The 13,894-nt window shown below is 61.8% G+C and carries 12 protein-coding genes; 1 reads left to right on the top strand and 11 read right to left on the bottom strand.

Features of this window, described 5'->3' with window-relative positions; all coding sequences use genetic code 11:
• Window position 1 precedes the first annotated feature (1 nt).
• The 11 genes from pnuC to DXT88_RS10185 form a co-directional block, all read right to left on the bottom strand.
• Window positions 2-610 carry a nicotinamide riboside transporter PnuC gene (gene pnuC, locus DXT88_RS10235; RefSeq protein ID WP_265213168.1) on the bottom strand — a complete coding sequence of 203 codons (609 nt, stop codon included), beginning with the start codon at window positions 608-610 and terminating at the stop codon, window positions 2-4.
• 12 nt (window positions 611-622) lie between these two features.
• Complete coding sequence (ftsB, locus tag DXT88_RS10230) at window positions 623-1,003, bottom strand: cell division protein FtsB (RefSeq protein WP_016835052.1); 381 nt, start codon at window positions 1,001-1,003, stop codon at window positions 623-625.
• Window positions 1,004-1,055: 52 nt separating this feature from the next.
• Entirely contained in the window at window positions 1,056-2,339 is a 1,284-nt protein-coding gene (eno, locus tag DXT88_RS10225; RefSeq protein WP_016835051.1) for a phosphopyruvate hydratase, read from the bottom strand.
• A gap of 83 nt (window positions 2,340-2,422) precedes the next feature.
• Window positions 2,423-3,277, bottom strand: coding sequence for a 3-deoxy-8-phosphooctulonate synthase (gene kdsA, locus DXT88_RS10220; protein ID WP_016835050.1), 855 nt, complete (start codon window positions 3,275-3,277; stop codon window positions 2,423-2,425).
• Window positions 3,274-4,935: a CTP synthase gene (locus DXT88_RS10215; RefSeq protein ID WP_016835049.1), complete on the bottom strand. Its 1,662-nt coding sequence runs from the start codon at window positions 4,933-4,935 to the stop codon at window positions 3,274-3,276. The genes kdsA and DXT88_RS10215 overlap by 4 nt, the downstream gene beginning before the upstream one ends.
• A 116-nt stretch (window positions 4,936-5,051) precedes the next feature.
• Window positions 5,052-5,867 carry an alpha/beta fold hydrolase gene (locus DXT88_RS10210; protein ID WP_265213161.1) on the bottom strand — a complete coding sequence of 272 codons (816 nt, stop codon included), beginning with the start codon at window positions 5,865-5,867 and terminating at the stop codon, window positions 5,052-5,054.
• A gap of 91 nt (window positions 5,868-5,958) precedes the next feature.
• Complete coding sequence (locus tag DXT88_RS10205; RefSeq protein WP_265213159.1) at window positions 5,959-8,469, bottom strand: DNA internalization-related competence protein ComEC/Rec2; 2,511 nt, start codon at window positions 8,467-8,469, stop codon at window positions 5,959-5,961.
• 2 nt (window positions 8,470-8,471) lie between these two features.
• Window positions 8,472-9,269: a TatD family hydrolase gene (locus tag DXT88_RS10200; protein ID WP_016835046.1), complete on the bottom strand. Its 798-nt coding sequence runs from the start codon at window positions 9,267-9,269 to the stop codon at window positions 8,472-8,474.
• A 96-nt stretch (window positions 9,270-9,365) separates the two neighbouring features.
• Entirely contained in the window at window positions 9,366-10,538 is a 1,173-nt protein-coding gene (gene argE, locus DXT88_RS10195) for an acetylornithine deacetylase (protein ID WP_265213156.1), read from the bottom strand.
• 54 nt (window positions 10,539-10,592) lie between these two features.
• Window positions 10,593-11,288 carry a lipoprotein-releasing ABC transporter ATP-binding protein LolD gene (gene lolD, locus DXT88_RS10190; RefSeq protein WP_265213155.1) on the bottom strand — a complete coding sequence of 232 codons (696 nt, stop codon included), beginning with the start codon at window positions 11,286-11,288 and terminating at the stop codon, window positions 10,593-10,595.
• Window positions 11,289-11,313: 25 nt separating this feature from the next.
• Window positions 11,314-12,579, bottom strand: coding sequence for a lipoprotein-releasing ABC transporter permease subunit (locus tag DXT88_RS10185; RefSeq protein ID WP_265213154.1), 1,266 nt, complete (start codon window positions 12,577-12,579; stop codon window positions 11,314-11,316).
• A 213-nt stretch (window positions 12,580-12,792) separates the two neighbouring features.
• Here DXT88_RS10185 and DXT88_RS10180 point away from each other — a divergent pair, with 213 nt between their 5' ends.
• The gene (locus DXT88_RS10180; protein ID WP_321161109.1) at window positions 12,793-13,884 is read left to right on the top strand and encodes a hypothetical protein; all 1,092 of its coding nucleotides are present in this window, start codon (window positions 12,793-12,795) and stop codon (window positions 13,882-13,884) included.
• Window positions 13,885-13,894 lie beyond the last annotated feature (10 nt).

Raw genomic sequence — 13,894 nt, 5'->3', positions numbered from 1 at the left:
CTCAGGACACGGCCGGCGCCTGCTTCCATGCGCGCCAGCCGGCGATCGCCAGCAGCACGAACAAACCATACAAAATCGCAGTCAGCGTCAGGTGCTTGTAGAGATACAAGCCGACGTAGAGTACGTCCACCGCAATCCAGACCAGCCAGTTTTCAATCTTCTTGCGCGACAGCAGGAACTGTCCGACCAGACTTCCCGCCGTCAGGAAGCCGTCCATGTGCGGCACGTCGGTATCCGTGAAATGACGCAGGAACACCGACAGCAGAGCGAAGCCGGCCAGCCAGGCCACGCCCGACCACAGCATGCCGCGACGCGACAGCGTGGAAGCCCTCAGCGGTAAATGCTGCTCACCACCGCGCAGCCATTGATACCAGCCCCACACCGACACCGCCACGAACACGCACTGCAGGCCGGCGTCCCCGTACAAGCGCGCGTCGACAAACACCACGCCGTACAAGGCGGAAGACAAAATGGAAAACAACCAGGCCCAGTGATTCTGGCGAATATTGAGCGCGACCGTGATGATCGCCAGCAGGAAGGAGATCAGCTCCAGCGGTGTCGTGACGAGACCGGCGAAACCGAACAGCGGCAGGCTGTCGTTGAGAGACATGGCAAGCCGATCCTAGCGTGAAGCAGGGGAAGATCGGGAGGGAGACGACGCAGGCGTGGCTGAAGGTGGTACGGGCGCCGACGGCATGGGCTGTTGCGGCGTCCTGGAGACAGCCGCGGCATTGCCGTCAAGGACCTGGATGAAGACTTCGTTCTGCTTGATCATGCCAAGCTCGTAGCGCGCCCGCTCTTCGACCGAACCGGTGCCCTGCTTGAGGTCTTCCACTTCGGATTCCAACTTGGCGTTGCGCGCCTTGAGTTCGTCATTCTTCTTCTGCGCCTGCTGGACTTGCTTGTCCAGATCCCATACACGCAGCCATCCGCCTTTGCCCAGCCAAAGCGGATACTGGATCAGCACCAAAAGTGCTGTGAGGCAGAGGATGATCAGGCGCATCGAAAGAATGCCGGGTGATTGTCCGGCAGGCGAATGCTGCCGGACATCTTGCTTATTTCAGATTGTAGAAAGCCGAACGGCCAGGATAGCTGGCGATATCGCCGAGGTCTTCCTCGATACGCAGCAACTGGTTGTACTTGGCCATGCGGTCCGAACGCGACATCGAGCCTGTCTTGATCTGCAACGCGTTGGTGCCGACGGCGATGTCGGCGATGGTCGAGTCTTCGGTTTCGCCCGAACGGTGCGAGATCACGGCGGTGTAGCCGGCACGCTTGGCCATCTCGATCGCGGCGAATGTCTCGGTCAATGTACCGATCTGGTTGATCTTGATCAGGATCGAGTTGGCGATGTTCTTGTCGATGCCTTCTTTCAGGATCTTGGTATTGGTGACGAACAAATCGTCGCCGACCAATTGCACCTTCTTGCCCAGCGTTTCAGTCAGCAACTTCCAGCCGGCCCAATCATTTTCGGCCATGCCGTCTTCGATGCTGATGATCGGGTACTTGTCGCACCAGGATGCCAGCAGACCGGTCTTTTGCGCCGGTGTCAGCACCATGTTTTCGCCGGCCAGGTGGTAGTTGCCGTCCTTGTAGTATTCGCTTGCGGCGCAATCCAGGCCCAAGGCGATCTGCGTGCCCGGCTCATAGCCGGCTTCTTCGATCGCTTGCAGGATCAGCTGGATCGCTGCTTCGTGGCTGGCCACGTTCGGCGCAAAACCGCCTTCGTCGCCGACCGACGTGGTCAGGCCCTTGGCGTGCAGGATCTTCTTCAGTGTATGGAACACTTCGGCGCCGTAGCGAATCGCTTCGCGGAAGCTCGGTGCGCCGACCGGGATGATCATGAATTCCTGCAGATCGAGATTGTTGTCTGCGTGCGCACCGCCATTGATGACGTTCATCATCGGCACCGGCATCTGCATCGAACCGCTGCCGCCGAAATAACGATACAGCGGCAGGCCGGCTTCTTCAGCCGCCGCCTTGGCGACCGCCATCGACACGGCCAGCGTGGCGTTGGCGCCCAGGCGCGCCTTGTTCTCAGTGCCGTCGAGATCGATCAGCGTACGGTCCAGGAAAGCCTGTTCGTTGGCGTCCAGACCCATGATCGCTTCGGAGATCTCGGTGTTGATATTCTCGCAGGCTTGCAGCACGCCCTTGCCGAAATAGCGGCTCTTGTCGCCGTCGCGCAGTTCGATCGCTTCGCGCGAACCGGTCGAGGCGCCGGACGGCACTGCCGCACGACCCAATACGCCGGACTCCAGCAGGACATCGCATTCGACAGTAGGATTGCCGCGCGAGTCGATAATTTCACGGCCGATAATATCAACGATTGCACTCATTCAAACATCTCCATCAAGCAGGGGTTTAAGCAAATTTTTATAGACGGAAGCCGGGCCGGAACGAAATCCGCGCCCGCTCAGTTTCAGGAAAAATCGTTTTCCAGGAAAACCGATTTCTTCACAATGCGATCCAGTTCGATCATCGTGCCCAGCAACTCCTTGATACGAGCCAATGGAACAGCGTTGGGGCCATCGGATTTGGCCTCCGCCGGATTCGGATGTGTTTCCATAAACACGCCGGCAATACCGACCGCAATCGCCGCGCGGGCGAGTACGGGTACAAATTCACGCTGGCCGCCCGAGGACGTGCCCTGTCCGCCCGGCAGCTGCACCGAGTGGGTGGCGTCGAACACCACCGGCGCGCCGGTCTCGCGCATGATCGCGAGGCTGCGCATGTCGGATACCAGGTTGTTGTAGCCGAAAGACACGCCGCGTTCGCAGGCCATGAAGTTGTCCTCCGGCAGGCCGGCTTCCTTGGCCGCCGCGCGCGCCTTGGCGATCACGTTGATCATGTCGTGCGGCGCCAGGAACTGGCCCTTCTTGATATTGACCGGCTTGCCCGACTGCGCGCAGGCGCGGATGAAATCGGTCTGGCGGCACAGGAAAGCCGGCGTCTGCAAGACGTCGACCACTTCCGATACCGGCTTGATCTCGTCGATCTCGTGGATGTCGGTCAGCACCGGCACGCCGATCTGCTTCTTGACCTTGGCCAGGATTTCCAGGCCCTTTTCCATGCCCAGACCGCGGAACGAGGAACCGGACGAGCGATTGGCCTTGTCGAAGGACGACTTGTAGATGAACGGGATGCCCAGTTCAGTCGTGATCTCTTTCAAGGCGCCGGCTGTGTCCAGCGTCATTTGCTCCGACTCGATTACACAGGTACCGGCGATCAGGAAAAACGGCTGATCGAGGCCGATGTCAAAACCGCACAGTTTCATGCTTTTCCTTTTGCCGCAGTCGCATCATGGTGCGCCAGAGCAGCCTTGATGTACGAGATAAACAGCGGATGGCCGTCGCGCGGGGTCGACTTGAACTCGGGGTGATACTGCACGCCCAGATACCACGGGTGGGCATTCTCACCGCCGGTGCGCGGCAGCTCCATGATCTCGCACAGATCTTCGGTCGGCGTACGCGCCGACACGATCAGGCCCGCCTCTTCCACGCGGGGCAGGTAAAAATTGTTCGCCTCGTAGCGATGGCGATGACGCTCGGTCACCTTGGCGCCGTAAATTTCGGAAGCCAATGTACCCGGCTTGACGTCACAGGTCTGCGCACCCAGGCGCATGGTGCCGCCCAGATCAGAATTGGCGTCGCGCTTCTCGACCTTGCCGTCGTGGTTTTGCCATTCGTCGATCAGCGCCACTACCGGCTGTTCCGTTTCCGGATCGAACTCGGTGGAATTGGCTTGCGCCAGGCCGGCCTTGTTGCGTGCATATTCCAGCAGCGCCACTTGCATGCCCAGGCAGATGCCCAGGTAAGGCACCTTGTGCTCGCGTGCAAATTTCGCCGCGGCGATCTTGCCTTCCACGCCGCGCTTGCCGAAGCCGCCCGGCACCAGGATCGCGTCATACTTAGCCAGGACGGCAGTGCCGGTGGTCTCGATTTCTTCCGAATCCAGGTACTCGATGTTGACGCGGCTACCGGTATGAATACCGGCGTGGCGCAGCGCTTCGGTCAGGGACTTGTACGACTCGGTCAGATCGACGTACTTGCCGACCATGCCGATGGTGACTTCGTGCGATGGATTGTCTTGCGCATGGATCAGCTTGTCCCACATCGACAGATCCGCTGGGCTCGGCGACAGGCCGAGTTTTTCGCAGATGATGTTATCCAATCCCTGGTCGTGCAACATCTGTGGAATCTTATAGATGCTATCTGCATCCCACACCGAAATCACGGCGTCGACCACGACATTGGAGAACAGCGAAATCTTGTCGCGCTCATCGTCGGGAATACGGCGGTCGGCACGGCACAGCAAGGCGTCCGGCGAAATACCGATCTCGCGCAGCTTTTGCACGCTGTGCTGGGTCGGCTTGGTCTTGAGTTCGCCGGCCGAGGCCAGGAACGGCACCAGCGTCAGATGCACGAAGGCGGCGGCGTTGCGGCCGGCGCGCAGGCTCAGCTGACGCGCTGCTTCGAGGAACGGCAGGGATTCGATATCGCCGACGGTGCCGCCGATTTCGACCAGCGCCACGTCATAGCCTTCAGCGCCGCGGTGGATGAAATCCTGGATCTCGTTGGTGATGTGCGGGATGACCTGAACGGTCTTGCCCAGATACTCGCCGCGGCGTTCCTTGCGGATCACGGACTCATAAATCTGACCAGTGGTGAAATTATTCACCTTCTTCATCTTGGCAGTGATGAAACGCTCGTAATGGCCGAGATCCAGATCGGTTTCAGCGCCGTCATCGGTGACGAACACTTCGCCGTGCTGGAATGGGCTCATCGTTCCAGGATCAACGTTGATGTAGGGATCGAGCTTGAGAAGGGTGACTCGGAGGCCGCGCGATTCGAGGATCGCAGCGAGGGACGCGGCGGCAATCCCTTTACCCAGGGAAGACACGACGCCGCCAGTGACAAATACAAACTTGGTCATTACAAAGAAGGTGCCGAACGGCACGTGCGGGAAATTCGAATTATACCCCAAACCGCCCGCTTTTCATCCCCCTCTTTTGCGGAAACGCCAGATTTCCGGCCGGAATCCGGCGCGGCTTATTTCCCTGCAAGCAAGCCCCGGATCATTTCGTGGGTCGCCTGCGCCGCTGCTTCGGGCGCTTCCATCGGAAACAAATGGCCGCCCGGAATCTGCCTGAAATGCTTCCCCACCAGTCTTTTGGTGGCGTCCAGTCCGGCCAGCCGGCACTCCACCGAATCGATGCCGCCGACGAAGCCGACCGGCACCGGATATTGTCGTCGCGTCAACGCCCCGAGATGATGCGGAATGGTGCGGTAGACCGCGGTTTCGGTTTCGCGCGTAAAGCGCAGCTTGACGCCGCCGGACGGCTCGGGCTCGACGCCATGGGCGACATAATCACGCAGCACGCGCTCGGGCCAGGCCGCGAACATGGCCTTGGCGGCGTAATGCTGATAGGCGGCCTCCATGTCCGGCCAGGCGTTGCGGCGGCGGCTCGACGCCACCGAAGGCGAATGCCTGCTTTCAATGCGCAGCAGTTTCAGCAGCCGCAGCGTGGAAGCGCGCCAGCCCGCCACGATCGGCGAATCCAGCAAGACCACGCAGCGCACCAGGTCGGGCCGCTTGCGCCCCGCCAGCAGGCTCAGGATGCCGCCCATCGAATGACCGACCAGGATCACCGGTTCGCTGTAGCGTTGCGCGAGTTCCTCGCCCAGTTCCTTGCCGAGCTTGCGCCAGCCGTCATCCACCGGGTAAGCCGGATTATGCGCATGCATGGGCAAGGCGCGCACATCGTAGTGCATGCGCAATTGGTCGAAGAACATGCCGTAGGTCCCCGCCGGGTAACTGTTGGCATGGGCAAAATGCAGGATCGGCAAGGTCGTCTGGTGGTTCATGGCATCGGATGGACGTATTGATTGCCGGATTATCTGGCAATTAACGCGCGGCGTCAGCCTTTTCCGGCGTGCTTTTTCGGTGTCCGGCGTGCTATTTTCCGTACCAGTAGCGCGCATGTTCGCGACGATATTCCTGCACGCTTATGTTGTCGTTCGCCTTGTCGAATTGCAGCGAGATGGCGCCCGCCTCATCGTTGCGCAAGCCGCGTATGCCTATGCGGCCGTAGCGTGCATACACTTCCGGTTTGGGATGATTGAAGCGGTTGCGATAACCCACCTGAAACAAGGCCAGGCTCGGCTGCACCGCCTGCAGGAATGCCTCCGTCGACGACGTGCCGCTGCCGTGATGCGGCGCCAGCAGGACGTCGGCCCGCAGCCGGGCGGCGTCGGCGCCGTTGACGAGCTCATCTTCCTGCACCGCCTCGATATCGCCGGGCAGCAGAATCGCGCGCTTGCCCAGGCTGACTTTCAGCACGCAGCTGCGCGCATTCGGTTTCCATTTGTCGCTGTCGTAACTGACCGGCGCCGGATACAGCATGTCGAACGCCACGCCGTCCCAGCGCCATTGCTGACCGGCCTGGCAGCGCTTGTGATCGGGTGCGGCCCGGACGATCGCGCTGGTCGGCGCCAGCGATGAATACACGCGGTCGACCGCGATCTCCTTGAACAGCGAGAGCGCGCCGCCGGAATGGTCGTTGTCGTTATGCGAAATCACCACGGCGTCGAGATGATCGATGCCGCGTGCGCGCAGATACGGCACGATCACGCGATTGGCGCCGTCGGATTCCGGCGAGTAATACGGACCGGTGTCGTACAACAGACGATGTCCCGGCGTCTCCACCAGCAAGGCCATGCCCTGCCCGACGTCGAAGGCGGTCACGTGGACCTGGCCCTGCTCCGGCCAGGTCGGCGTGTTGAAGATCAGCGGCAGCCAGCCGAATAGCCCCAGCCAGCGCGCCGGCCAGCCGCGCGGCGCCAGCAGCAGCAAGGTCCCGCCCAGCGCCAGCGCAAACACCCAGAACGGCGGCAACGGCGCCTGCCAGACCGCAAACGGCTGGCCGGCAAGCCATTCCAGCCACTGCACCAGCCACTCCAGCACCGTATGCGCGGCCAGCAGCAACCATTGCGACAAGGGCGGCGGCAAGATGCTGCCCAGCAGCGACAGCGGCGCCACCACGAGGGTGATCAAGGGAATCGCCACCGCATTGGCAAGCGGGCTGAGCAGTGAATACTGTCCGAACAGCACCATCGTCAGCGGCAACAAGCCGAGCGTGACGACATATTGTGTATAAGCGCCCGCGCGCAACGACCGCCGCATCTTGGCAAGGCGAGAAGGACGGCGATGGCGCTGCATCGGCGTCAGGATCTGCGGCTCGGCCGATACGTCGGCGCCGACGCGTCCGGCAGAGGCGTACAGGATGATCGCCACGGCGCCGAACGACAGCCAGAAGCCCGGCCACAGCAACGCCCACGGATCGAACAGCAGCACCACCGCCAGCGCCAGCGACATCACATAGGAAATATGTGTCAGCCGCCCCGTCCAGTACGCCAGGCCCACCACGCACAGCATATATAGCGTGCGCTGCGCCGGCACGCCGAATCCCGCCAGCAGCACATAGACCAGCGCCGCCGCCAAACCGGCCAGCACCGCCACCTTGGGCGCCGGCAACAGCAGCGGCAACTGCGCCCGCGTAAAGAACGAACGCCGCCACAGCCAACCGAAGAACGCGCCGAACAGGCCGGAGATCAGCGTGATGTGCAATCCCGAAATCGCCACCAGGTGGCCGACGCCGGTGCGGTTGAAAATACTCCAGTCGGATTGCTCAATGGCGCGCTGGTCGCCGATCACCAGCGCGACGATGACGCCGGCGTATTTCTGTTGCGGCAGCGCCGACATGATGCGGTCGCGCAGCCAGGCGCGACCGTACTCGATGGCGTTGGATGGCGTAAGGACGAATTCCTGCAGGCGATGATTCTTGTAGGCCGATTGCTGATCGGAGCGCACTGATCCGGTCGCACGCAAGTTCTGCTCGAGCAGCCAGACTTCGTAGTCGAAACCATGCGGATTGGCATTGCCGTGCGGACGTTTGAGGCGCACCGTGAACTGCCACCGTTCACCCGGACGCACTCCCGGAACCGCTTGTCCTGACTCGCCCCCGGCTTGGCCGAAAGCCCCAGGGCTGTACCAGGACAAAGCGACTCGCTGCGGCACCGGCGGCCTGCCGCCGTTTTGCGGAGCCACTCTTTCGACATTGAAGTTGAATCGTACGCCGCGCTCGAAGCGATACGGCAGGCTGTCGATGGTGCCGACCACGACGACGTCATGGCCCTCCCACGCTGCAGGCAAGGCGTCGTCCAACCGGTACTGCGCCATCAAGCCGCCCCAGGCGAAGCCAGCGCATAGACCGGCGAGATTGAACAGCACGATGCGCAGGACAATCTTCCACACGGCGCGGGCGCCGGTATCCCGCAGCCGCCAGCATGCCAGCAACAGCAAGACCGCCGCTGCCAGCAACGCCATATGTCCTTCGAAAGGAAGCAGTTGCGCCTGCATCTGCAAAAAGGCAATTCCTGCGGCGAAACCGAGAATCGCGCTGCGCATGCTTATGTCGCCGCAGCCAGGCGCGGCAACACCGCATGTGCATTGGCGCTGGTGGCCGCAGCCACGTCCGCGATGTCCATGCCGCGCAATTCGGCCAGCACTTGGCCGATGCGCGGAATCTGATCCGGCGTATTGCGCTGCGGATGCAGCCAGGCGGGAGAAATATCAGGCGCGTCGGTTTCCAGCACGACGGCTTCAAGCGGCACCTCCGCAGCCAGCCGGCGTATCTGCAACGAACGCGGGAACGTCATCGCCCCCCCGAAGCCCAGTTTGAAACCCAGTCCGATGAAGGTTTCCGCCTGCTGGAAACTGCCGTTGAACGCGTGCGCGATTCCGCCCGGCACGACAATGCGACGCAGGTATTTGAGGATGATGTCTTGCGAGCGGCGCACGTGCAGCAGCACCGGCAAATCGAATTCGCGCGCCAGCTTGAGTTGCTCGCGGTAGAAGTGCTCCTGCTTGTCGCGCATGGCCGGTTCCTTCAGCGCCGGGACAAAGAAGTCCAGTCCGATTTCACCGATGGCGACAAAACGCTTGTCGTTGAGCGCGGCCTCCACTGCATTACGCAACGCCGACAAGTCGCTCTCGTCGCAGTTGGGGACATACAAGGGATGGATGCCCAGCGCGTACACGCAATTGCCGCGTTGCCGCGCCAGTCGCGCCACCGCGTCGAAATTGAACGGCGCCACCGCCGGCACCACGATCATGCCTACGCCCTGCCCGGCCGCGCCCTCGGCGACGGCGAGCTCTTCACCGGCAAACTCGCCGGCATCAAGATGGCAGTGCGTATCAACCCACATACCTAATCCACATAGTTGATCCAGATGATGCCGGCAGTTCATGAAAGACTCAAAGCAACGCGATGCAATCCAATGCAGCAGCGCGTCTGCCGATCGTCAGGCGGCTTGCAGCGAACGGCCCAGCTTGCGCAGGAACTCTTCGCAGCGCTGCAATTGCGCAATCGCCACGAACTCGTTCGGCTTGTGCGCCTGGATGATGTCGCCGGGACCGCAGACGATGGTCGGGATGCCGATTTGCTGGAACAGCCCGGCCTCGGTGGCATAGGCGACCTTGCGCTTTTCGTTGTCTTCGGTCAGCGCGCGCACCAGCGCCGTGATGGCTTCCTGCTCGGCGGTTTCCAATGCCGGGCTGGCGGCGATGATGCCGATGTCGATCTTGGCGTCCGGATATTCGGCCTGCATTTTCGGCAACAACTGATCGCGTACGTATTGCGTAACCTGCGCCTGGATCTTGTCCGGCGACATGCCCGGCAGATTGCGGAATTCATAGGTGAATTCGCACAGATCGGGAATCGTGTTGATCGCGATGCCGCCGCGAATCTGGTTGGTCGTCATGGTCGAAAACGGCACGTCGTACAGCGTGTCGTACGGACCGTTGACCTTGTAGGCATCGGCAAAATCGCGGATTGTGCAAATCAGGCGCGCGGCGTATTCGATGGCGTTGCAACCTTGCGGCGTCAGCGAGGAATGCGCCGACTTGCCATGCACGCGGCAAGTGAAGGCATTGATGCCCTTGTGCGCCACCACCACCTGCATGTTGGTCGGTTCGCCGACCACGCAGCTGTCGGGACGAATGCCGCGTTCCTGCAATTCGGCCAGCATGCTCGGCGCACCGGCGCAGCCGATTTCCTCGTCATAGGAGAACGCCAGGTGTAGCGGCTTGCTGCGCGGCATCGCCAGAAACTCCGGCACCAGCGCCAGCGACGCGGCGATGTAGCCTTTCATGTCGCAGCTGCCGCGACCGTACAGCAAGCCGTCGCGCTCGGTCAGCGTGAACGGATCGCTGTCCCATTTCTGCCCATCGATCGGCACCACGTCGGTGTGGCCGGACAAGACGATGCCGCCCTGTATCGTGCCGGCGTCCGGGCCTTCCGTGGCCGGCAGCGTGGCGAACAGATTGGCCTTGGTGCGCTCCTTGTTATGCGCGAACCAGGGTGTGATGCCCTGCGCCTGCAGGCTGTCGCGCACCGAGGTGATCAGTTCGAGATTGGAGTTGCGGCTGGTCGTGTCGAACGCAACCAGTTGTTCAAGCCATTGACGTGTATTCATGATGAAATCCTTGTTTCCTGTTTGTTTCCTGTTGTTTCGTGTTCGGTTTGCCGCTCAGGCGGTATACGGCAGCAAGCCGTTCTCCGACAAGCGCAGCACGCGGCCGCAGCGGCGCGCCAGTTCGATGTCGTGGGTGACGATGACGAAAGCGGTGCCCAGCGTCTGCGACAGTTCTATCATCAATTCAAACGTCTTGTCGGCGGTGCTGCGGTCAAGATTGCCGGTCGGCTCGTCGGCCAGCACGCAGGCCGGATTCGTGACCAATGCGCGCGCCAGCGCAACACGCTGGCGCTCACCGCCGGACAGCTCGCCCGGCACGTGACGCACGCGGTTTTCCAGGCCGACGCGAGCCAGGATCGTACGCGCCTGCTCCTGCGCCTGGTCGCGTTTGACGCGGCGGATCATGAGAGGCATGGCGACGTTGTCGAGCGCCGAAAATTCCGGCAGCAAGTGATGGAACTGGTAGACGAAACCCAATGCCGCATTGCGCAAATCGCCGCGCGCAGTTTCGCCCAGATTGGCGAAATCCTTGCCCATCAAGGTGACGCTGCCGGCGCTCGGCGTATCGAGGCCGCCCAGCAGATGCAACAGCGTCGACTTGCCCGAACCGGATGCACCGACAATGGCGACCTGCTCGCCGGGCTTGACGTCGATGTCGACGCCGTTGAGCACCTTCACCGAATATTTCCCTTGCATGAAGGTCTTGCCCAGCCCGCGGCAGGACAGCACTGCCTGGTCGTGTTGATTCATGTTGTTGTTCGTCTGGTTCGTCTGGTTACTCATAGCGCAGCGCCTCCGCCGGTTTCACGCGCGCCGCCGCCCAGCTCGGGTACAGCGTCGCCAGGAAGGCAAGCACTACCGCCACTGCGCCGATGGTCCACACATCCGACCAGATCAGGTCGGACGGCAGTTCGGAAATCACGTAAATGCTCTTGGGCAGGAATTGCACGTGCAACAGTCGCTCGATGGCCGGCACGATGACGTCGATATTGAGCGCCACCACCACGCCGAACGCGACGCCCAATGCGGTGCCGATCAGGCCCACCAGCGCCCCCTGGATCACGAAGATCTTCATGATCGATCCGGGCGATGCGCCGAGCGTGCGCAGGATCGCGATATCGGCCTGCTTGTCGGTCACCGTCATCACCAGCGTCGACACCAGGTTGAACGCCGCCACCGCAATGATCAGCGTCAGGATGATGAACATCATGCGCTTCTCGGTCTTCACCGCCGCGAACCAGTTGCTGTTCTGCTGCGACCAGTCGCGCAGGTAGAGGTTGCCGGTCAGCTGCGTCGACAATTCCTGGGTCACCTGCGGCGCCTGTAGCATGTCCTTGATGCGCAAGCGCACGCCGGACGGCGCGTCAAGACGGAACAATCTCTCGGCATCTTCAATCTGGATGAAGGCCAGCGACGAGTCGAACTCGTAATGCCCTGCCTCGAAAATGCCCACCACCGTAAATTGCTTCAGTCGGGGCAGCACGCCGGCCGGCGTCACCTGCCCTTGCGGCGCAATCAGCGTGACCTTGTCGCCCAGCGTCACATGCAGGCTGCGCGCCAGCTCGCCGCCCAGCACGATGTTGAATTCACCCGGTTTGAGATCGGAGAACTTGCCTTGCCTGACCTGACCGGCAACGTCGGAAACTTTGGGCTCTTCAGCCGGCAACACGCCGCGAATCACCACGCCGCGCACGTTGTCGTCGCGCGTCATCATGGCCTGCGCCGCCACATACGGCGCCGCGCCGATGACTTCCTTGTTCTGGAAGGTCTGCTTGGCCACCGCCTGCCAGTCCGGCATGGCGCCGGACGCGTCGAACACTTCGATGTGCGAGAGCACCGACAGCATGCGGTCGCGCACTTCCTTCTGGAAGCCGTTCATCACCGACAGCACCACGATCAGCGCAGCCACGCCGAGACCGATGCCGGCCATGGAAATCAGGGAAATGAATGAGATGAAACTATTGCGGCCGCTGCGCTTGCCGGCCCGTGTATAGCGAATGCCGACCAGCCATTCGAACGGTAAATTTTTTATCAGACTCAAACCTTGACTCTCTTTTCTGGAAACGATGCCGGACGACAATGCGCCAGTTTGCCACACTCTCCGTCATCTTTCACTGTCCCATTGGGCCCGGGACAGTCAGGCCGGATCGCGATTGAGACCGTAAAACGCCCGCCAAGTTTTGACGGCCACGCTTTTTTACGATTTCGACATCCGCCGACGAGCCGCGTCCATAGGGGGTTTTAGGCCAGAACAATGAAATTCGCCTACAATCGCGGCATGAATCATCTCGACATACTTCTCCCTTTTGGCCTGCCGCAGGCCGAAATGGCGCGCGATCTGGTGCGCGAATGCAAGGCTCCCGCGCTGGCCATGCTGTTGGCGCGCAGCAAGACTACCGCTCCCTTGCAACATCTCGATCCGTTTTCCCGTGCTCTGCCGCATGAGCATTGGCTAGCTGAACGCTTCAACCTTGCTGCGCCCGGTGCGCCGCAACAGGATGAACGCGGCAACAGCCCGGCCGTCGCGGCTGCGATGCTGCGCAATCGCGTCCCCCCTCCCGCGCCCGCCGAAGGCCACTGGTTCATCGTGCAACCCGCGCATATCCACGTCGCGCGCGACCATCTGGTGCTGACCGACATCGGCCAACTGGATCTCGAAGAAGCCGAATCGCGCCGCCTGTTCAATTCCGCCCTGCCGCTGTTCGAAGAAATCGGCCGCACGCTGCTGTATGTCGACGCCGCCACCTGGCTGCTGCGCGCCGACGACTGGGCCGGCCTGCGCACCTCCTCGCCGCAAGCCGCCAGCGGCCGCAATATCGACATCTGGATGCCGGAAGGTCCGGGCGAACTGGCCTGGCGCAAGCTCCAGAATGAAGTACAGATGCAATGGTTCTCCGAAGCGATCAACGACGAGCGCGAGATGCACGGCAAGAAACCGGTCAACTCGCTGTGGATCTGGGGCGGTGCTGCCGCTGCCTCGACCGTCCCGACCACCACCTATCAGGCCAGCTTCAACCTGAGCGGCTGGCCGCAGGCGCTGACCGCAACCGCGCAGCACGGCTCCGCCCCGGATGGCGTGCTGGCCGCCCCCGGCGAGCATGGCTTGCTGTTGTTGAGCGATCTGCTGGAACCTGGCCTGACCGATGAGTGGGGCTACTGGCTGCAACGCATGGAAGCGCTCGACAAGCTATGGTTCGCGCCGCTGCTGCAAGCCGTACGCAGCAAGCGCCTCGCCACCTTGTCGCTGGTGTTCACCGGCCAGGACAAACTGCAGCACGTGACGGTCACCGCGTCATCGCTGCGCAGGTTCTGGAGCAAGCCTTCGCTGGCCAAACTTGCCCCATGAGATTGACGCC

Origin of the sequence: Herbaspirillum lusitanum (genome assembly GCF_026127345.1) — a bacterium.
GTDB classification, from domain to species: domain Bacteria; phylum Pseudomonadota; class Gammaproteobacteria; order Burkholderiales; family Burkholderiaceae_D; genus Herbaspirillum; species Herbaspirillum lusitanum.
This window is presented reverse-complemented; position numbering and strand designations above follow the sequence as displayed.